Annotated in this window: 22 protein-coding genes; 9 read left to right on the top strand and 13 right to left on the bottom strand. The window is 66.6% G+C overall.

Annotation, left to right across the window (positions count from 1 at the left end; translation table 11 throughout):
- Positions 1–18: 18 nt before the first annotated feature.
- The 6 genes from ACZLZY_RS06960 to lgt form a co-directional block, all read right to left on the bottom strand.
- Positions 19–951 (bottom strand): ribose-phosphate pyrophosphokinase, encoded by a 933-nt coding sequence (locus ACZLZY_RS06960; RefSeq protein ID WP_472932984.1) that lies wholly within the window; start codon positions 949–951, stop codon positions 19–21.
- A gap of 197 nt (positions 952–1148) precedes the next feature.
- Positions 1149–1715 carry a hypothetical protein gene (locus tag ACZLZY_RS06955; RefSeq protein ID WP_472932982.1) on the bottom strand — a complete coding sequence of 189 codons (567 nt, stop codon included), beginning with the start codon at positions 1713–1715 and terminating at the stop codon, positions 1149–1151.
- Between the two features lie 256 nt (positions 1716–1971).
- Positions 1972–3123, bottom strand: coding sequence for a M24 family metallopeptidase (locus ACZLZY_RS06950; protein WP_472932980.1), 1152 nt, complete (start codon positions 3121–3123; stop codon positions 1972–1974).
- A gap of 10 nt (positions 3124–3133) precedes the next feature.
- A complete protein-coding gene (pgeF, locus tag ACZLZY_RS06945) occupies positions 3134–3943 on the bottom strand; it encodes a peptidoglycan editing factor PgeF (RefSeq protein ID WP_472932978.1) in 810 nt (269 codons plus the stop codon).
- A gap of 56 nt (positions 3944–3999) precedes the next feature.
- Positions 4000–5097 (bottom strand): class I SAM-dependent methyltransferase, encoded by a 1098-nt coding sequence (locus ACZLZY_RS06940; protein ID WP_472932976.1) that lies wholly within the window; start codon positions 5095–5097, stop codon positions 4000–4002.
- Between the two features lie 4 nt (positions 5098–5101).
- Positions 5102–5962 (bottom strand): prolipoprotein diacylglyceryl transferase, encoded by an 861-nt coding sequence (gene lgt / locus ACZLZY_RS06935; RefSeq protein WP_472932974.1) that lies wholly within the window; start codon positions 5960–5962, stop codon positions 5102–5104.
- Between the two features lie 201 nt (positions 5963–6163).
- Between lgt and ACZLZY_RS06930 the strand changes: the two genes are divergently transcribed.
- The 4 genes from ACZLZY_RS06930 (at position 6164) to ACZLZY_RS06915 (ending at position 8446) form a co-directional block, all read left to right on the top strand.
- Positions 6164–6445, top strand: a complete 282-nt coding sequence (locus tag ACZLZY_RS06930; protein ID WP_472932973.1) for an accessory factor UbiK family protein — start codon at positions 6164–6166, stop codon at positions 6443–6445.
- Positions 6446–6766: 321 nt separating this feature from the next.
- Positions 6767–7261 carry a type III secretion system chaperone family protein gene (locus tag ACZLZY_RS06925; protein WP_472932972.1) on the top strand — a complete coding sequence of 165 codons (495 nt, stop codon included), beginning with the start codon at positions 6767–6769 and terminating at the stop codon, positions 7259–7261.
- The gene (gene proC / locus ACZLZY_RS06920) at positions 7258–8082 is read left to right on the top strand and encodes a pyrroline-5-carboxylate reductase (protein ID WP_472932971.1); all 825 of its coding nucleotides are present in this window, start codon (positions 7258–7260) and stop codon (positions 8080–8082) included. The genes ACZLZY_RS06925 and proC overlap by 4 nt, the downstream gene beginning before the upstream one ends.
- Before the next feature lies 1 nt (position 8083).
- On the top strand, positions 8084–8446 hold the full coding sequence (locus ACZLZY_RS06915) for a tRNA-binding protein (protein ID WP_472932970.1): 363 nt from the start codon (positions 8084–8086) through the stop codon (positions 8444–8446).
- Between the two features lie 87 nt (positions 8447–8533).
- On the opposite strand, the gene ACZLZY_RS06910 is transcribed toward ACZLZY_RS06915, so the two are convergent.
- From ACZLZY_RS06910 to ACZLZY_RS06890, 5 genes are all read right to left on the bottom strand, one after another.
- A complete protein-coding gene (locus ACZLZY_RS06910) occupies positions 8534–8836 on the bottom strand; it encodes a type II toxin-antitoxin system RelE/ParE family toxin (protein WP_472932968.1) in 303 nt (100 codons plus the stop codon).
- Positions 8824–9105: a CopG family ribbon-helix-helix protein gene (locus tag ACZLZY_RS06905; protein ID WP_472932967.1), complete on the bottom strand. Its 282-nt coding sequence runs from the start codon at positions 9103–9105 to the stop codon at positions 8824–8826. Before ACZLZY_RS06905 ends, ACZLZY_RS06910 begins: the two co-directional genes overlap by 13 nt.
- Positions 9106–9176: 71 nt before the next feature.
- Positions 9177–10472: an ATP-binding protein gene (locus ACZLZY_RS06900; RefSeq protein ID WP_472933147.1), complete on the bottom strand. Its 1296-nt coding sequence runs from the start codon at positions 10470–10472 to the stop codon at positions 9177–9179.
- Between the two features lie 161 nt (positions 10473–10633).
- Positions 10634–11371, bottom strand: a complete 738-nt coding sequence (locus ACZLZY_RS06895; RefSeq protein ID WP_472932966.1) for a response regulator — start codon at positions 11369–11371, stop codon at positions 10634–10636.
- Positions 11358–11861: a MarR family winged helix-turn-helix transcriptional regulator gene (locus tag ACZLZY_RS06890; protein WP_472932965.1), complete on the bottom strand. Its 504-nt coding sequence runs from the start codon at positions 11859–11861 to the stop codon at positions 11358–11360. The genes ACZLZY_RS06895 and ACZLZY_RS06890 overlap by 14 nt, the downstream gene beginning before the upstream one ends.
- A gap of 383 nt (positions 11862–12244) precedes the next feature.
- Here ACZLZY_RS06890 and ACZLZY_RS06885 point away from each other — a divergent pair, with 383 nt between their 5' ends.
- From ACZLZY_RS06885 to ACZLZY_RS06865, 5 genes are all read left to right on the top strand, one after another.
- Complete coding sequence (locus ACZLZY_RS06885; RefSeq protein ID WP_472932964.1) at positions 12245–13135, top strand: branched-chain amino acid aminotransferase; 891 nt, start codon at positions 12245–12247, stop codon at positions 13133–13135.
- Positions 13132–13818 carry an MBL fold metallo-hydrolase gene (locus ACZLZY_RS06880; RefSeq protein WP_472932962.1) on the top strand — a complete coding sequence of 229 codons (687 nt, stop codon included), beginning with the start codon at positions 13132–13134 and terminating at the stop codon, positions 13816–13818. The genes ACZLZY_RS06885 and ACZLZY_RS06880 overlap by 4 nt, the downstream gene beginning before the upstream one ends.
- A gap of 128 nt (positions 13819–13946) precedes the next feature.
- Positions 13947–14486 carry a hypothetical protein gene (locus ACZLZY_RS06875; RefSeq protein ID WP_472932961.1) on the top strand — a complete coding sequence of 180 codons (540 nt, stop codon included), beginning with the start codon at positions 13947–13949 and terminating at the stop codon, positions 14484–14486.
- A gap of 128 nt (positions 14487–14614) precedes the next feature.
- Positions 14615–14944, top strand: coding sequence for a hypothetical protein (locus tag ACZLZY_RS06870; RefSeq protein WP_472932960.1), 330 nt, complete (start codon positions 14615–14617; stop codon positions 14942–14944).
- Between the two features lie 236 nt (positions 14945–15180).
- Complete coding sequence (locus ACZLZY_RS06865) at positions 15181–15318, top strand: hypothetical protein (protein WP_472932958.1); 138 nt, start codon at positions 15181–15183, stop codon at positions 15316–15318.
- Positions 15319–15541: 223 nt separating this feature from the next.
- Here ACZLZY_RS06865 and uvrB read toward each other — a convergent pair whose 3' ends face one another.
- Together uvrB and ACZLZY_RS06855 are read right to left on the bottom strand one after the other, a co-directional pair.
- Entirely contained in the window at positions 15542–18367 is a 2826-nt protein-coding gene (uvrB, locus tag ACZLZY_RS06860) for an excinuclease ABC subunit UvrB (RefSeq protein ID WP_472933145.1), read from the bottom strand.
- A gap of 300 nt (positions 18368–18667) precedes the next feature.
- Positions 18668–19570, bottom strand: a complete 903-nt coding sequence (locus ACZLZY_RS06855) for a LysR substrate-binding domain-containing protein (protein WP_472932957.1) — start codon at positions 19568–19570, stop codon at positions 18668–18670.
- Positions 19571–19635 lie beyond the last annotated feature (65 nt).

Raw genomic sequence — 19635 nt, 5'->3', positions numbered from 1 at the left:
GCGGTTTCGCGCCTTCCATCAATCGAAGAGCGAGGAAACCGACTGCTCCGTTGTGGTGCGGGCAATCGCCTCGCCGAGGAGGTTGGCCGTCGTCACCACGCGAATGTTCGGAGCGTTGCGAATGGCCGCGGTGGGCTGGATGGAGTCCGTGATTACCAGCTCTTCCAGCATCGAGGCGGTGATGCGGGCGACGGCTCCGCCTGACAGTACGCCGTGCGTGATGTAGGCCTTCACGCTCTTGGCGCCGATCCTCAAAAGCGCTTCCGCGGCATTGCAGAGCGTGCCGCCGGAATCGATGATGTCGTCGATCAAAATACAGTCATGTCCGGCGACATCACCGATGACGTTCATGACCTCGGACTCGCCCGGCCGCTCGCGGCGCTTGTCGACGATCGCCAGCTGGGCGTCGATTCGCTTCGCCAGCGAGCGGGCGCGGACCACACCGCCGACGTCCGGCGACACCACGACGGTGTTCGAGAGGTCCTGGTGTTCCTTGATGTCGCGCGCCATCAGCGGAATGGCGAAGAGGTTGTCGGTCGGAATGTCGAAGAAGCCTTGGATCTGCCCGGCATGCAGGTCGAGCGTCATGACGCGGTCGGCGCCGGCCTCGGTGATCAGGTTGGCGACGAGCTTGGCCGAGATCGGCGTGCGTCCGCCCGCTTTCCGGTCCTGACGGGCATAGCCGAAATACGGCAGGACCGCTGTGATGCGCTTGGCGGAAGCCCGCTTCAGCGCATCCGTCATGATCAGGAGTTCCATCAGGTGGTCGTTGGCGGGGTAGGAGGTCGACTGGATGATGAAGCAGTCCTCGCCGCGGACGTTTTCCTGGATCTCGACGAAGATTTCCTGGTCCGCGAAGCGGCGGACGGAGGCTTGCCCGAGGGGCAGTTCCAGGTACTTGCCGATGGCTTCGGCGAGCTGACGATTGGAATTGCCGACAAAGAGTTTCATCGTCGCTTGCCTGTCACAATCATGAGGACCAAACCGCCAGCGGCTGGTTTCGCGGGCGGTCGTCAGGACGTTAAATTCGCTGCTGTCTGGGCCGGCTCATTAACGACTACCGTTGAAGAGTCAAACCAGGGAGAAGGGCAAAAGGCGATATCGCCCCAATTACTGTGCAGTGCGGTAAATACGCCGCGCCCGGAAAATCAGCCACGGGTCGGCGCGCTGCTGTGGAATTCCCGCATCGTCGTCGCGGCGATCGCCTGGAGGGCTGCCGCATCGACGACCGACCAGGGATCGGTGCTGCTGCTAGCTGCAACGCGCTGCTGGCCCTGTATGCGGTTGAGCCGGACGCCCTGCGGATCGACGACGTCCCAGACGTAGATCACCACGGTCTCCCGCCCTTCGGTCAGCACCGAGAGATAGCCCTTCAGCCGTTGCGGTGCGACGGGCCCATCCGCCGGTGACAGCGCAATGCCGTTGGCGGCAGCGGCCTGTCCAAGCGCCTGCGACAGCATCGCGACCTTCGCTTCGGGGGCACCGACGAGCGGCAGGAACTGGATCGGCCCGGACTGGGTGGCGCCCGCGGGGGCAGCGGCAAAGGTCGGCCCCGGCTGCACCGGTGCCGGCGAGAGGTCCTGGGTGACGGGGGAGGCGCTCGCGCCCGCGATCGCGCCGGGCGGTGTCATTCCCATGCCGGGGTCGCTGGCCGAACAGCCCGCAAGGCCAAACGGCCCCAGCAGGATGGCGAGCCAAGCCAAGTTCAATCTCATGCCCGTCCTTCCTTGTCGTCCGGTTCCGGTAGGGATGGCTATAGGAAGATTTCGGTAACAAAACCTGAAGCATCCGAAGCCGCCATCGACACTGCCGGTCTGCGAGATGGTTGCGAAAGCGGCTCGAACGCCGCCTCGCCAGGACTTGCGGCTTGCCTGAACCGCCTGCGATGGGATGTGCTCACCCCATCGAAAAGATGCTTCCGATCCGAGAAGATAGTTCGTTGTACGGGCATTCTTTCGGATGCGCGGCGTTCTAGGAGACGACAGTCATTTCGATCGGCAGCCGCGACAGCGGTTCGGGCGCTTCGGTGGTGGTGAGATAGGTGCGGCCGAGGGTCATGGCGGTGCCGCTGTCGGAATCCATGATGATCATGTGGGCGAACAGGGTCATCCCCGGCTGGATCTGCTCGGCATTGCCGGACACGAACATCTGCTGCTCCATCCAGGACGGCGCGTAGCGCGCGCCGAGCGAATAGCCGCAGGCGCTGAGCCGGTGGCGGACGAGATCGTGCGCCTCCATCACGCCGGCATGGGCATCGAACACGTCGCCGAAGGTCTTGCCGGGGCGCATGGCTTCCTCAACGGCCGCCAGCGCTTCGCTTGCGGCGGCAAAAAGCTCACGATGGCGCGCCGTCGGCTCACCCACGACCACGGTGCGCATCACGGCGGCATGGTACTGCGCCTTCACGCCCGCCCATTCGACGGTCAGCTGGTCCTCCGCGTCGAGAGCGCGCCGCCCCGCCTTGTAGCGGCACAGCAAGGCGTCGGGCCCGGAGCCAATGATGAAGGGATTGGCGGGATAGTCACCGCCCGCGGCAAAGATCGACCCCTGCAGGGTTTCCAGCAGCTGCGCCTCGTTCGCGCCGGGCCTGACCAGCCGCAGCATGGCCTCGAAGGCATCGTCGGCCATGGCGGCGGCCTCGCGCACATAGGCGATCTCGGCCGGGCTCTTGAGGACGCGAAGGCTGGAGACGAGGTCGGAGGCGTCCTTCAGCGCGGCGAAAGAGCCGAGCTTGGCCTCGACCAGCCGGCCATTGGCGGCGGTCAGCCCGTGCGTCGCCCATTCGACGCCGATCTTGGCGCCGAGAAGCCCCATATCGTCGAGCATGTCCCGGAGATCGATCGCCGGATCGGCCGCGCCGCGATCGCGCCAGACCGAGACGTTGTCGAGGATCGAGGTGTGCTTGGCCTGCCGAAGGTCGGCCGAGCGGGTCAACAGCCGCATCTCGCCGTCGGCCTTCACGACGAGGCACTGGAAGAAGCAGAAGCCGAACGTATCGTAGCCGGTCAGCCAGTACATCGATTCCTGCGCGAACAGCAGCAGGGCGTCGATCTTGCGCTCGGCCATTTCCATGACCAGTCGGTCGCGGCGGGCGTCGAATTCGTCGCGCGAGAAGTGCAGCATGGGAAGAGCCCTATCGGTCGATGGCGATGGCGGCGAGCTGGCGGCCGTAATCGGTCTCGCCACGATGTGTCGTCCGCCGGAAGGAAAAGAAGAGGTCTTCTTCCGCGTAGGTGCAGTGCCCGACGAAACTGCCGGCAACGCCGGCTTTTAGAAGCATGTCGAGGATGAAACCGGGCAGGTCGAACTGCCGCTTGTCCGGTGCGGTGCCCTCCGCAAAGAATCCACGGGCGTCAGGATGGTCGGCGAGCACGGCATCCACCATGTCGGCGCCGACCTCGTAGTTTGTCTGCGTGATCGTCGGGCCGAGGACGGCGGTGATGCCCGCCCGGGTCGCGCCGCATTCTTCCATGGCGGCAATCGTCGCCTCCAGCACGCCGCCAGCTGCCCCGCGCCAGCCTGCATGGGCAGCCCCGACGACACCGGCGGCCGCATCGGCGAAGAGGATGGGGCCGCAGTCGGCGGTGACGACGCCGATGGCGATGCCGGGAGTGCGGGTGACGATCGCATCCGCCTGCGCCCTCTCGCCGCTGAACGGCTCGCTGACGACGATGGCGGTGGCCGAGTGCACCTGCCAGGGCGTCACGAGGTCGGGACCCGTCAGCCCCAGAAAATGCGCCCCGCGGGCGCGGTTCTCGTGCACGGCGTCGGGGTCGTCTTTCGAGCCGATACCCATGTTCAGGCCGGCATAGATATCCCGCGATACCCCGCCCCGGCGGGTGAAGAAGGCGTGGCGAATTCCCTTGCCGTCGGCAAGAGGCGGGGCCGTCACCACGTCCGATACAAGGAGGTGCGAGGCGTCTTTGAGGCGATCATCTGACATGGCGCGGGATCGTGGTGGAGGCTCTCGGGGAAGTCAATCTGACGGCGCGGAAGACGTCAGGCGGCAAAAGGCGGGAGTGCCAACGGGGCCGAGGCAACGGCGAGCACCTTGAACAGGGCGCCCATCTCGTCCTCGCCGAGGCCGCACAGGCGGTGCGCCGCGGCCATGATCGTCGCCTGTTCGGCCTCGCCACGGCCGCGTCCGAGCTGCGCCGCGCGTTCGCCGAGGCCAAGCTGGATTAGGAAATCGCCTTGGCCGATGACCGGGGCGACCGCAAGACCAGCGCGCGCGAATCGCGCGGACAGCGCCTGGAAGTCGACATGGCTGGTGATATCGACCTCGCCGGGGCTCTCCAGCGGGTCGGCGAAGCCATGTTCCCGCATCGCCTGCAGCGTGTTGCCATAGGCACTCGCCGTGTGGCCGTAATCGATCATCAGCGCCGCGCCGCCGTGCGCGGCGAGCCGAGCGGCAATGGCGTCGGCGATGGCGTCGCGCTGCGGGGAGGTTTCGAGCGTCGTGCCGGGCTCGGCCGGCGGTAGCCCCAGGGGGAAGCCGAGTTCGACGTCGTCCGGCGCTCTGCGCAAGGAGAAGCCGAGGGCGGCTTCTCCGGAGACTTCGACGACGATCTCATGCCAGACGCCGTCGCCGCGGACGAACTGGCGGATCGCCACTGCGTCGAAGAGTTCATTGGCGACGAGCAGCAGCGGCAAGGCTTCGACATCGGCGAGCCGGCGGACGTGGCGGATCGGCAGGTCGAAACTCTCCAGCCTTTCGGCCTGCACCCGCTGCAGGCGTTCCGACGTCTCGACGAGGGCGATCCGCGCCGCCTTGAGGAAGGCGATGTCGAGCTTGCGCACGGTGCGCAGGATGTCCGCCATCAGCGTCCCGCGGCCCGGTCCAATTTCGGCGAGCACGAAGGGGGAGGGGCGGCCGAGCCCGTTCCAGGCGGCAACCAGCCAGGCGCCGATCAGTTCGCCGAACATCTGGCTGACATCGGGCGCCGTAACGAAGTCGCCGCCAGCGCCGAAAGGCTCGCGGCTGGTGTAATAGCCGTGCTCGCGGTGGAAGAGGGCGAGGTCCCAGTAGCGGTCGATGCCGATCGGCCCCTCCCGCCGGATCACCTCGGCGATGATGCCCTGCAGCGCGGTCGTCATCGCGTCAGGCGACCTTTGCCGGCGGCGCGTAGACCGTGTCCTTCGCCGTCGCCATGCCCCAGAGCGAGACGGCGAGCATCGGCAGCGACAGGATCATGCCCATGGTCAGCCAGGACGTGCCGAGGAGATAGCCGAGCTGGATGTCGGGAACCCGGAAGAACTCGACGAAGATGCGGGCGAGGCCATAGCCGCCGATGAACACGGCGCCGACGAAGCGCGGCTTGCGTAGCAGCTTGAAGTGATGGGTCATCAGACGCAGCACCAGCCAGAGCACGACGCCCTCGAGCAGGCCTTCGTAGAGCTGGCTCGGATGGCGCGGCTCTGGCCCGCCCGTCGGGAAGACGAAGGCCCAGGCGACATTGGTCGGCGCGCCCCAGAGCTCGGAATTGATGAAGTTGGCGAGACGCCCGAACAGAAGGCCGAAAGGCACCGAGGCTGCCGTCACGTCGATCAGGCTCCAGAGCGGGATTCTCTGGCGCCATGTGAAGATGGCGATGGCGATGACGACGCCGATCAGCCCGCCGTGAAAGGACATGCCGCCCTCCCAGATCCGCACCATGGCCCAGGGATCGACGCTGTAGCGGTGGAAATCATAGAACAGGATCGAGCCGATGCGCCCGCCGAGAATGATGCCGCCGGTGATCCAGAGAATGAAGTCGTCGATCTGCAGCTTGGTGATCGGCGCTACGCCATTCGCCCAGAGTTTCGGATTGCCGACGAGGGCGCGCCCGTAAAGCCAGCCGCAGAGGATGCCGGCGACATAGGCCAGCCCGTACCAGCGCAACTGGATCGGCCCGAGCGACAGGAAGACCGGGTCGATGTTGGGATAGGCGAGCACGCCGAGCGCAGAGAAGGCAGGATTCAAGGCAAAGGCACTCCGGGGCCGACGACGGGTCGGCAGGCGGCGCGACCTTGGCTGCGGGTCTTGCGCGGGTCAAGGCATCCCGCTTTCGCCTGTCGTCGCAGGCTGCGCGGCGATCTCTGCGGCGCGAAGGGCCTGCGGCATTGCCAAGCCCTTGCCGCACGCCTACCTCCAGATCAGGAACAATCGAACCGGAGACACGCCATGACCCCCAAGGGCCCGAACCGAATGCTGGATGAATTCGCCCGGCTGATGACCGATGCCGCGGGCGCTGCCCAGGGGGTGCGCCGCGAGGTCGAGACGGCGTTCCGCACGCAGGGCGAGCGGCTGATCAACCAGATGGACCTGGTGCAGCGCGAAGAATTCGAGGCCGTGCGCGACATGGCGGCGAAGGCCCGGCTGGAGAACGAGGCGCTGAAGAAGCGGCTGGCGGATCTCGAAGCGCGCATGCCGTCGCCCTTCTCCGGCGCTGACAGCGCCGTCTGACCGGCAGCGGGCTGTTATCCACAGCCTCTCCACAGCTTGTCCCCCGATCCCGCCGGACTCGAAAGTCCTTTGGCAGGAGTCGGTTAGGTCCCCGGTGACGCCGCCTTCGGGCGGCGTTTTTCGTTAAAATCCTTAATAATCCCTTAACCCCCTACGACACCGGAATCCCGGCCTATACACTGATTCATAAGGTTGATTCGCCGCACTGCGGCGGGCCGGCCAGCGCGGGATCCGCTCGGATCCGGCGTCATCGACGGGGCGATCCGGTGCGGCCGGAATCGCCCCTCGTCATGAATCGGGATCGGGGTGCAGGTGGTGGGGATGAATTTCGAAGGGGCCGAACGCCAGTTCAATCCGGTCGACGTGATCGAGCTGGTCGCATCGAACCGGGACTGGGTGTTCGAGCGTCCTTGCGACGACGAGATCGCCGTCTCGGTTGCCGGGCTCTGGACGGAGTATTCCGTCTCCTTCTCCTGGATGCCGAGCTACGAGGCGCTGCATCTTGGCTGCGCTTTCGATCTGAAGGTGCCGGAGCATCGCCAAGTCGAAGTTCTTCGTCTGCTCGCCCGGATCAACGAGCAGTTGCTGATCGGACATTTCGACCTCTGGCCGAAGGAAGGCGCGGTGATGTTCCGGCACGCTCTTCTGTTGTCAGGCGGTGCGGATCCGACCAGCCAGCAGGCCGAGCGCCTGCTGACCTGCGCGCTCGAAAACTGCGAGCGCTTCTATCAGGCGTTCCAGTTCGTGGTCTGGGCCTCTAAGGACGCCGACGAGGCTCTGTCCTGCAGCATGTTCGAGACGGTGGGCAACGCATGACGGCGTTCAGCTCGGCTTTCGGCCGCATCCTGCTGCTCGGGGGCGGCAATATGGGCGGCGCCATGGTGCGCGGCTGGGTCGAGAATGGCATCGCCGGCGAGGATATCCTCGTCGTTGATCCCTCGCCGGGCACCGCGCTACAGGCGCTGATCGCATCGGGCGCTCTCCGCTGGGAGAAAGCAGTCCCCGATGAATCCTTCGACGTGGTGCTGGTGGCGGTGAAGCCGCAGGTGATGGCCGAGGCGCTCGCAGCGCTGAAGCCCGCGCTGACGCCGGACACGCTGGTCATCTCGGTCGCCGCGGGCAAGACGCTCGGCTTCATCGCCGGCCTCGTTGGCGACCTGCCGGTCGTGCGCGCCATGCCGAACACGCCCGCCCTCATCGGCCGCGGCATCACCGGCGCCGTCGCCAATCCGGCGGTGACGCTGGCGCTGCGCGAGAAGGCCGACGCGCTCCTGTCGGCGAGCGGCCCCGTCGTCTGGCTGGACGACGAGGCGGACATCGATGCGGTGACGGCGGTATCGGGCAGCGGTCCGGCCTACGTCTTCCATCTCGCGGAGACCTTGGCCGCCGCCGGCGTTGCGGCAGGACTGACCCCGGATCTCGCGATGAAGCTCGCCCGCCACACCGTCGCTGGCGCCGGCGAGTTGATGATCCAATCCGACGACGCGCCGGACCAGCTGCGCCGCAACGTCACCTCGCCAAATGGCACCACCCAGGCCGCGCTGGAGGTGCTGATGGCGCCGGACGGGCTCGGCCCGCTGATGACCGCGGCCGTCGCCGCCGCCCGCGACCGCGCGCGCGAACTGTCGAAGGATTGAGATGACGGAGCACGCGGGCGCCCCGGCGCCGGAGATCGCCTACGACGATTTCCAAAAGGTCGACATCCGCGTCGGTACGATTCTCGAGGCCGAGCCTTTTCCGAAGGCCCGCAAGCCGGCTTTCATCCTGAAGATCGATTTCGGTCCCGAGATCGGCGTGAAGAAGTCCTCGGCGCAGATCACCGTGCACTACACACCGGAAGATCTGGTCGGGCGCCAGGTGATCGCGGTGGTCAACTTCCCGCCGCGCCAGATCGGCCCGATGCGCTCGGAGGTGCTGACGCTCGGGCTTCCGGACGAGGCCGGCGAAGTCGTCCTGCTGGCGCCGGGGCACACGGTGCCGAATGGTGGGCGGCTGTTCTGATCCAGCCTCTTCTCGGTCTTGTCCTTGAACACAAGCAATATCCGAAGGAGCTGAGTCTGATGCCAGGTCCCCACGGTGTCGCGGAGCTCAATCCTCTTTGATGAAGCCGGCTTCGCGGGCGTGACGAACGGCAAGGATGACAACGCCCCTCGTATCCTGTCGGTAAAGAGCGACATATCCTCTGCGACCGAAGGGAATGGACCATTCCCGAAACCCCGCCGGCATTCCTCCGGCCTTTCGCCCGGCTTCCGGGTGGCTTTCCAGCCGCGTCAGTCCTTCGCGAATGGTCTTGATGGCCCGTCGTGCCAGCGCTTCGTCATGGTCGAGGAGAAAGCGGTGTAGTTTCGAGAGGTCGCTGAGCGCCTGAGGGGACCAGATCAGACGTGGCATGCTGGCGGATCGATGTCCTCACCGTTTTCCAGAGCGGCTAGCCAGGCATCCGCCTCCTCGCCGCTGACATGCAGGCCGTCGGTCTTGAACTTAACCCACGCCGCGAGCGCGTCCGCCCGGACCGCCATCTCCGCCTCTTTGCGATCGAGGTATTGGTGGACAGCCTCGCGCGTCAAGGTGCTGACCGACCGGCCAGTTTTCTCCGCCAGACTGTCCATCCTGGCCCGGGTGGCTGCATCTATTTCGACCGAGGCTGTAATGCTGGTCATCTCGATGGCTCCGTTCGCGGGTGGTTCGCTGACATCTCGACGATAGCCCTGATCTCGCCTCCTGCCAAAGCCTAAGCCGGTACCCGGATCATCGCTCTCAGCCCGCCCATCGTGCTGTCCGACAGCAGAATATCGCCGCCATGGCTGCGCGCGATGTCGCGGGCGATGGCAAGGCCAAGGCCGGTGCCGCCGGCGTCGATGTTGCGGGCGGTATCGAGCCGCACGAAGGGCTTGAAGACTTCCTCCCGCATTTCGGCCGGGATGCCGGGGCCGTCGTCCTCGACCGTCACCGTCAGCCAGCGCCCCTCGTGCTTGGCGAGGATGCGCACGCTGCCGGCGTGCCGCATGGCGTTGAGGACGAGGTTGCCGATCAGCCGCGTGAACGAGCCGGGCCGGACCATGATGCGGGGATCACCGATCACCTCGGTCGAGACCTTGCGGTTCTTCAGCCGGCCCTCGGCCTCGAACTTGGCGAAAGCGGCCTCGAGGTCGAACTCGGCGACATCCTCGCCCTGTTCGCCCTTGGCGAAGGCGAGATAGCCCTCCAGCATGCGCTGCATCTCGTCGATGTCGTCGTTCAGCTCCTTCTGGTCCTCGCCCTCGCCGAACAGGGCCAGCTGCAGCCGGAAGCGGGTGAGAATGGTTCTCAGATCATGGCTGACGCCGTTGAGCATCTGCGTGCGCTGCTCGATCTGGCGCTCGATGCGGTCGCGCATCTGGACGAAGGCGAGCGAGGCCCGCCGGACTTCGGAGGCACCGCGCAGGCGAAAATGCGTCGGCATCGGCTGGCCCCGGCCAAAGCCGTCGGCGGCTTCGGCCAGCGCCTCGATCGGCCGGATCTGGTTGCGCAGGAAGAGGATGGCGATCAGCATCAGCACCAGCGACGTGCCGACCATCCACAGGAGGAAGATGTGGGTGTTGGAGGCGTAGGCCGAGTTCCGCCGCGCGAAGACCCGCAGCACGTGGTCCTTCAGGAGGATGCGGATTTCGACAAGCCTCGACGCCCCCACCGTATCGATCCAGAACGGCCGGTTGATCTGGTCGGTGATCTCCTCCGACAGGATGCCGTCGAGGATGTTGAAGAACGGCTTCGGCGCCGGGGCGGGCAGGGGCTCCAGCGGCAGCACGGCGATGTTGAGGTCGAGCTTCTCGCGGGCGAGACGGGTCACCTGCGCAAAATCCGGATCCTGTGGATAGGTCTCGATCACGTCGATGACGCCGGCGATGTCGCGCACCACCGCCGTCGACAGGCGCTGCGTCACCAGCTGCCAGTGCCGCTCCATGAAGACGAAGGCCACCACCGACTGCAGCAGCACCATCGGGGCGATGATGATGATCAGCGAGCGGGGATAGAGGCCCTTGGGCATGACGCGGCCGACGAACTTCGGCACGTGCCGCAAGGGCCCCCGCCACGGGCTCGGCAGGGAGAAGCGCTGTGGCAGGAGCTTGCGCAGCGCCGGTGGCAGCGACGGGCGCTGCGGCAGGCGGGTGCGGATTGTGTCGAGAAGTGCCATGCGACCAGCCTAGGTCAATCGACGTTCAGGCGGTAGCCGATGCCGCGCACGGTCTGCAGCCAGAGCGGGTTTGCCGGGTCGCTCTCGATCTTGCGGCGCAGGCGGTTGATCTGGACGTCGACGGTGCGCTCGCCGACCTCGGTCTCGTCGCCGAGCAGTTCCTGCCGCTGGATGGTTTCGCCGGCCTTTGTGGCGAACTGCGCCATGATGTCCTGCTCGCGCTCGGTCAGCCGGATCATGTCGACGCCGCGCTTCAGCTCGCGCCGGGTCAGCGAGAAGGTGAAAGGCCCGAAACGCACGTTCTCGACCTTGACGATCGGCGCCGGCGCGCCGCGCTTCAGGATGTTGTTGATCCGCAGCAGGAGCTCACGCGGGTCGAACGGCTTGGTCAGGTAGTCGTCGGCGCCGGCCTCCAGCCCCTCGATCCGCTGCTCGGTGTCGGAGCGGGCGGTCAGCATCAGGATCGGCGTGTCGCGGATCGCCGAGAAGCCGCGCACGAGGTCGAGCCCGCTCTCGCCGGGCATCATCACGTCGACGACCAAGAGGTCGAAGTCGAGCCCCTTCAGGATTTTCCGCGCCTCGGCGGCGTCGGCGGCGACGGAGACCCTAAAGCCGCGCTCGGACAGGAAGCGCGACAGCAGCTGGCGGATGCGGCGGTCGTCGTCGACGATCAGGAGGTGCGGGGCGTCGTCGTCCAGGAAGGGCGCCGAGGGCGTGACAGTCTGTGCCGGCGCAGTTTCAACCTCGGCCATGCGCCGGTCCTCCTTCGATGCCTTGCTTGCGGAACCACGATTTCGTCGCCCCGTGGTCTCCCGCCATTTCCATCAGGAACGTGGTGACCGACGTCGCATCGGCAATGCCGCGCGCCGCCAGGGCCGCCTCGATGCGCTCGGCCTGCGCCCGCGACAGTTCCAGCGTCAGACCGCGACCGCGGCTGGTGGGAAAGAGCAGCCGCTGGCGCCGGTCCTCGGCGCCGGGCAACTGCTCGACGAAACCGCCATCGATCAGCTGGCGCAGCACGCGCGACAGCGACTGCTTGGTGATCTGCAGCAGGTCGAGCAGATCCGCGATGGTCATGCCGGGGGACCGGTTAACGAAGTGCAGCACCCGGTGGTGGGCGCGGCCGAAACCGTAGCGTTCCAGAACGAGGTCGGCATCGGCGGTGAATTCGCGGTAGGCGAAGAAGAACAGTTCGATGATCCGGAAGTCGAGATCTCCGGTCGTGGCAAGGGGCTCCGTCACGATGTCGGAAGGGGCGGGGTCTGAAGGGAGGGGCGCGGCAGGGCCGCCCTGCGCCCGGGAGTCATGCAAGCTGGCGTCCATCAAATTAGGTCAGTACCATTGACGTATATTCCCACCATTGTTACACCGATGTGCCGCCGTGGGAACAGGCCGACCGTGAGAGGTCGGCTTCCCACCCGAAGCGACGGCGGTCGGGAAGCGGCGACGGGCCGCGTGGCGCCTGCAGCCGGACGCCGCCCGTGATCACTCTATGGCAAGCCGGCGGTTCTGCCGAATGCGGACCATCGGTCATTTGACGAGGCGCTCGAAAGCGGAAAGAATCCGCGGGAGTACCAGCATTCGATCGAGTTGAGAGGAGGGCGCCGGGAGGCGCCGAGAGCGGCATGAGCACAGTTCCCTTCGACCAGTTGGACGGCCAGATCTGGTTCAACGGCGAGTTCGTTCCTTGGGCCGACGCCAAGGTGCACGTGCTGACCCACGGTCTGCACTATGCCAGCGCCGTGTTCGAGGGCGAGCGCGCCTATGGTGGCGAAATCTTCAAGCTGCGGGCGCACACCGACCGGCTGATCGAGTCCGGCCGGCTGCTCGGCTTCAAGGTGCCTTACACCGCCGACGAGATCGACGCCGCCTGTATCGAGCTGCTGCACCGGCAAGGCTTCGAGGACGCCTATGTCCGGCCGATCGCCTGGCGCGGCTCGGAGTCGATGGGCGTCTCGGCGCAGAACAACAAGATCAACGTCGCCATCGCCATCTGGCAGTGGCCGAGCTACTTCAACCCCGAGCAGAAGATGAAGGGCATCCGCCTCGATCTCGCCGAATACCGCCGCCCCGACCCGCGCACCGCGCCGTCGAAGGCGAAGGCGAGCGGGCTCTACATGATCTGCACCATCTCCAAGCATGCGGCCGAGGCCAAGGGCTATGCCGACGCGCTGATGCTGGATTGGCGCGGCCATGTGGCGGAGGCCACCGGCGCCAACGTCTTCTTCGTCAAGGACGGCGTGATCCACACCCCGGACCCGGACTGCTTCCTCGACGGCATCACCCGCCGCACGGTGATCGATCTCGCCAAGCGCCGCGGCTACGAGGTGCGCGCCCGCCACATCCAGCCCGAGGAGATGGAAGGCTTTACCGAGTGCTTCCTCTGCGGGACGGCGGCCGAAGTCACCCCGGTGTCCGAGGTCGGCCCCTATACCTTCACGCCCGGCGACATCAGCCGGCAGCTGATCGCCGACTACGCTGCCGAAGTGCAGCCGAAGCGCGCGGCGGCCGAATGAGCGAAACCCCGATGGAGCCTGGCACCACCCCAGGCTCCGGCCCGGACCGGCTCTCCGTGCAGATCGTGCCGGTGACGCCGTTCCAGCAGAACTGCGCGGTTCTCTTCGACGAAGTGTCGAAGCGGGGCGTCGTCGTCGATCCCGGTGGCGACGTCGAGAAGATCGTCGCCGCCATCCGGCAACTCGGCGTCACCATCGAGGCGATCTGGCTGACGCATGGCCATCTCGACCATGCCGGCGGCGCGATGGCGCTGAAGACGGCGCTCGGCGTCGACATCATCGGGCCTCACCAGGCCGACAAGCCGCTGCTGGAAAACATTGAGAAGCAGGCGGAGATGTTCGGCGCGGGCGGCGGCATGCGCAATGCCACCCCCGACCGGTGGCTCGAGGACGGCAATACCGTTTCCTTTGGCGAGCATCGCTTCGCCGTGCTGCATTGCCCTGGCCACGCGCCCGGCCATGTCGTCTTCTTCCACGACGAAGCCCGCTTTCTGCATGCCGGCGACGTGCTGTTCCGCGGCTCCATTGGCCGCACCGACCTGCCCGGCGGCGACCATGCGACGCTGATCGCCTCGATCCGCGACAAGGTCCTGCCGCTCGGCGACGACGTCGCCTTCATGTGCGGCCATGGCCCCGGCGGCACGCTCGGCGAGGAACGGCTGACCAACCCCTATCTCGTCTGATCCGGGCCTGCCTGCCGCGCTGCAGCGACAGCGCGGCGCAACTTTCGGCCGCTACATCTTCGCGAAACGCGGGAGCATCGGTTCAACCGGTGTTGCCGCCAGACGATGACGCCGGGATGTTTCGAAAGATGGGGGATAGGGTGAGGGTTGTCGCTTTGCTGGTGACGCTGGCGGTCGGGATCTGGCCCGCGGCGGCGCAGGATCTGTTTCCCGGCTGGACCGCCGGTCCGGCCGCGGACGCGACGATGGCGGTCGGCCGTCGCTTCGACTGCAGCGGTGCTCTCTGTCCCCCGGGCGGACTTGCCTGCCTCTATGCCACCGCGCCAAAAGGCGAGGGACGCGTCGTCCCGACCAAGGACCTGCTGCGGCCGAAGGGCATGCCGTGGAAGGAGATCGAGGCCTGGATCGGCGGCAAGCTGGTACTCCTCGACCCCTCGCTCTCGGGCGATCCAAGGGTCAGCCCCGCCAACTGGACCGTCACCGCCCCGGCTCACCTTGCTCTCGACGAGAGCCACGTCGTCAAGCGCTACACCTCTGGCATGCTGTCGGTGCCCATGGCGCTGTGGATGAAAGAGGGCGCGATGAACGTCATCATCTGCAAGGCCTCCTCCGGCGACGAGGTCTCGGCGGAACGGCGAATCCGGGGGCTCGTCGGGGATTTGCGCTAGCAAACAAGACGGCACATGTTCTGGCATGTGAACGCCAAGCCGGAGCTTCGCCACCGAGGCGGCGGAACACCAGCCGATGCTCGCCTGTTCTCTCTCCGAAGCCATCCTGATCTTCTTCGGAGAGTACCATGCGCCTGAGCCTCCTACTCGTTTCCACCGTCCTCCTCGCCAGCCCTGCGCTGGCGCAGACCTCCGATCCCGCGCTGCTGGCAGGCGTGTCCGAGACCCAGCAAGGAACACCGATCGGCATTCCGGCTGCGCCCGGCCTTCCAGGCGTCGGGCTCGACCCGGCGGCGGACTCGGCCGCCGATAGCGAAGCCGGCCAGCCGAAGGGGCCGGGCGGACTGCAGAACGGCGTTGGCGGTGAGGGAACCCTCGCGCCAAGCACCACCGGGTCCAACGACGACATCGTCGATCAGGACACGTCTGATGATTCCGGTGTTCCGGTCGTGAAGTAAAACAGGAATGGCCGACGCTCTCGGCGACGTCAGCAGCGCGTCGGCCATCAAAAAGCAGCGTCTCGCAAGGGGCGCAGCAACGCAGTCTCGTCCACCTGATTTAAAACTTCTTGCCGTGTGGAGTGGCTGGCTTGCTCTCGCTGGGTTTGGGCTTTTAAAAGAGATGGCCTTGTTCTCTGCGAAGCTAGCCGCCACTGTCCGTGAAACGACAGCTAGACTCCCATGAGAGATACAAGATGAAGCATACCGTCCTCCTGCTCGTCGCAGCGCTATCGCTGACCGCATGCCTTTCGGAAATCAACAAGCCGATCCGCCCCGGCGACACTTGGCGCGAACGTGCCGAAGCGACGAGCAATCCAATGGGCAACGACTAGGCCGCGTCCGAAGTCCTACAGCCAACACCAAGGCTCCTTCTTCTCCCCTCCGGGGAGAAGTGCCCGGCAGGGCGAAGAGGGTCGGCGCGGGAGGCTGTCTATCTGGACGGCGCGGCGAAAACCCCTCATCCCGCTGCCGCGACCTCCTCCCCAAAGGGGAGAAGAACGGAACTTGCATCGCGAAGCGCTCGATACTGAGCGTCGCAAGGGCACGTTCGACGTTTTACCGCCCCGGCCTTCCCGTCTTGCCCGTGCGGCGACCCGCCTTCCGTGGCGCCGGGTCCTCGTGGCTGCCGATGCCGATGCGCTCTCGGCGGATCGGGCGGAGGTCGTCCGGGTTGCCGCCGTCGTCGACCGGGCGCGGCTTGTCCTGCATGGGCGCCGCTTGCGTGCCGATCAGGCGCTTGGCGGCGGCCGAGAGTTTCGCGGAGGGATCGACCGGCTTCACCGGCAGCTTGCCCTTCTGAACCGGCTTCTCCGTCCGGCCGACGGTCATCTCGTCCAGGCTGTTCTTGCGGAAGCCGTCGCGGCGTGGAACGGCGGTGTCTGTGCCGGGACCCATATTGTCGAGGTCCGGCTTCTGGAAGTAGGAGGGCTTCTCCGCTTCCGCCGCTTCCTTCGCCTTCGCCGCCTTGATCAGCGACGGCCCCGAGCGCTCGAACGTGCCGACCGAGCCCGGCGCCAGCGCCGGCCCCTGCGGGCCCTTCAGCTTGCCGCCGTGCTTAGTGCGCCCGGAGGACGGGCCTTCGAGGTCGAGATCGCGGGCGAGCGGATCGTTGCCAATGGCGAGTTCCGTCGCCTGCAGCCGCTTGACCTCGTCGCGCAGCCGCGCGGCGGTCTCGAAGTCGAGATTGGCAGCGGCGTCGCGCATTTCCTTCTGCAGGTGATCGAGGTGCGCCTTCAGGTTGCTGCCGACCATGGCCCCCTCGGCGGCGAGCGCGCCGGTGGGCACGCGCACGTGGTCCTTCTCGTAGTAGGAGTCGAGGATGTCGGCGATCTGCGCCTTCACGCTCGCCGGGGTGATGCCGTGCTCGGTGTTGTAGGCCGTCTGCTTGTCGCGGCGGCGGTCGGTCTCGGCGATCGCGCGTTCCATCGAGCCGGTGACCTTGTCGGCATAGAGGATCACCTTGCCGTCGACGTTGCGCGCCGCGCGGCCGATGGTCTGGATCAGTGAGGTCTCCGAACGCAGGAAGCCTTCCTTGTCGGCGTCGAGAATGGCGACAAGCCCGCATTCGGGGATGTCGAGGCCCTCGCGCAGCAGGTTGATGCCGACCAGCACGTCGAACGCCCCGAGACGGAGGTCGCGGATGATCTCGATCCGCTCCAGCGTCTCGATGTCCGAGTGCATGTAGCGCACGCGCACGCCGTGCTCATGCAGGTATTCGGTGAGGTCCTCGGCCATGCGCTTCGTCAGCACGGTGACAAGCACGCGGTAGCCGGCAGCCACCGTCGAACGGATTTCGCCAAGGAGATCGTCGACCTGGGAGCGGGCCGGGCGGATCTCGATCGGCGGATCGGTAAGGCCGGTCGGGCGGATGACCTGTTCGGCGAAGACGCCACCGGCATCCTCCAGCTCCCACGCACCAGGTGTCGCGGAGACCGCGACGGTCTGCGGCCGCATGGCGTTCCACTCCTCGAAACGAAGCGGCCGGTTGTCCATGCAGGAGGGCAAGCGGAAACCGTATTCGGCGAGCGTCGCTTTGCGCCGAAAGTCGCCCCGGTACATCGCGCCGATCTGCGGGATGGTGACATGGCTCTCGTCGATGAAGACGAGGGCGTTGTCCGGCAGGTATTCGAACAGCGTCGGCGGCGGGTGGCCGGGCTGGCGGCCGGTGAGGTAGCGCGAATAGTTCTCGATGCCGGCGCAGGAGCCGGTCGCCTCGATCATCTCGACGTCGAAGGTGACGCGCTGCTCCAGCCGCTGCGCCTCCAAAAGGCGCCCGGCCTTGGTCAGCTCCTCGACGCGCTGCTTCAGCTCGATCTTGATCGACTTCACGGCCTGCTGCAGCGTCGGCCGCGGCGTGACGTAGTGCGAGGAGGCGTAGATCTTCACGCTCTGAAGGTCGTCGGTCTTGTTGCCCGACAGTGGGTCGAACTCCTGGATGCTCTCGATCTCATCACCGAACAGCGAGATGCGCCAGGCCCGGTCTTCCAGATGCGCCGGGAAGATTTCGATCGTGTCGCCCCGCACGCGGAAGCTGCCACGCTGGAAATCCATGTCGCGGCGCTTGTACTGCTGAGCTACGAGGTCGGCGAGGAGCTGGCGCTGGTCGAGCCGGTCGCCGACCGCCATCTGGAACGTCATCGCCGTATAGGTCTCGACCGAGCCGATACCGTAGATGCAGGAGACCGAGGCGACGATGATGACGTCGTCGCGCTCGAGCAGCGAGCGGGTGGCGGCATGGCGCATCCGGTCGATCTGCTCGTTGATCGAGGACTCCTTCTCGATGAAGGTGTCGGAGCGCGGCACGTAGGCTTCGGGCTGGTAGTAGTCGTAGTAGGAGACGAAATACTCGACGGCGTTGTCCGGGAAGAAGTTCTTGAACTCGCCGTAGAGCTGGGCGGCGAGCGTCTTGTTCGGCGCGAGGATCAGCGCCGGGCGCTGCGTCGCCTCGATCACCTTGGCGACCGTAAAGGTCTTGCCGGAGCCGGTGACGCCGAGCAGCACCTGCGTCTGGTCGTTCTCCTTGATGCCCGAGACGAGATCGGCGATCGCCGTCGGCTGGTCGCCCGCTGGCTCGAACTGCGACTGGATGCGGAAGGGCACGCCGCCCTCGGACTTCTCCGGCCGGGCAGGTCGGTGGGGGATCCAGACCTCGCCGTTCTTGATCAGCGGGTTGCCCTCGGAGATCAGACGCGACAGTGCCTCGACCGTGGCGGTTACGCCGCCTTCGGGAAGGGCCGAGGCGTCCTCCAGGCTGATGTCCATGCCGGCCACGGGGTTGAGGCCGGCGGCCGCGCGTTTCTTCGGATCGGTGGTGCCGCCCATCGAAGTGCCGCGGGCGGAGCGGCCGGCCTTGGCATCGGGCAGCTTCGGCTTTTTCGGCAATTTGGGTGCGGCGGGCTTGGTCTCGGCCGCCACGGTGTCGATGTCGGCGGCGCGTTCCGCCTGATCCTCGGCCGCGCGCGCGATCTCCTCGGCCCAGCCGGAGACGGCGCCGCCGAGCGGCTCGCCGGTCAGCGCGGTTTGGGGAGCCTCGCCGAAACCGGGCGCGGCGCGCTCGGAAGCGTCGGAGAAGTCGAGGATCGGCGAGCGCCGGGGGGATTTCTGCTGGGGAGGAGCCATGCCGTGAATATGGGGGAAGCCAACGGAGTCGGGAAGGGGTTGCCGGAATGTTCCAACGCGGCTTTATGCCGTTTGAACGCTGTCGGCGATCGCGGCGAGCAGCCAGTCCCGGAAGGCCCGGATCTTCGGCACAGTTCGGCGGCTCTTGGGATAGCAGAGCCAGTAGGAATGGCCGTTGGTGGCGACGAGATCGAACGGCGCGAGAAGCCGGCCGGCGGCCAGTTCTTCGTGGAAGAAGGCCGGCGTGAGAAGGCCGACGCCCTGTCCGGCGATTGCGGCGCGGCCTTCAATGCTCTGCGTGCCGAGATCGCTGCGCGGCGTGTCGTCCGCCGCCGGCGGATCGGCCATGCCGGCTGCCTCGAACCAGATGTCCCACCACGCATCGGCAGGGGACACGCGGGGGATCCGCAGCATGTCCGACGGTCCGGAGATCGGCCCGAAGCGCTCCGCGAGTGCCGGGCTCAGCATCGGAGTGAAACTGCAGGCGAGCAGGCGATGCTCCTCCAGCCCGGCCCAGCTGCCGGGTCCGGAGCGGATGGCGATATCGACATCGTCCTGCACGAGGTCGCTCAGCCGGTTGGAAACGTCCAGCCGGACGGCGAGCTTGGGATGGGCCAGCTGAAAGGAACCGAGCCGCTCGGCGAGCCAGTTCGAGGCAAAGGTCGGTTGCACGCTGAGGGTCAGGACACCCTCGCTCGCGCCGCGGGCCGCGGAAAAGGCCGCGGCGATGCGGTCGAAGGCGTCGCTGGTGGCCGGTGCCAAGGCCCGCCCGGCTTCGGTCAGCACGACGTCGCGCGCCCGCCGCACGAACAGCGGCGAGCCGACGCGGTCCTCCAGCACCTTGATCTGGTAGCTGACGGCACTCTGGGTCATGCCGAGCTCTTCGGCGGCCCGGGTGAAGTTCAGGTGCCGTGCCGCCGCCTCAAAAACCCGCAAGGCCGCCAGCGGCGGAAGCGTTCTAGCCATCGAATCTCCTCATGGGTCATCCTCGATCTTCGATTGGAGTGCGGGACGATCGCATGGTGAGATGG

This window comes from Mesocryomonas lacus (assembly GCF_055730135.2).
Note: the sequence above shows the minus strand (reverse complement) of the source record. Positions and strands in the feature narration are given on the sequence as shown.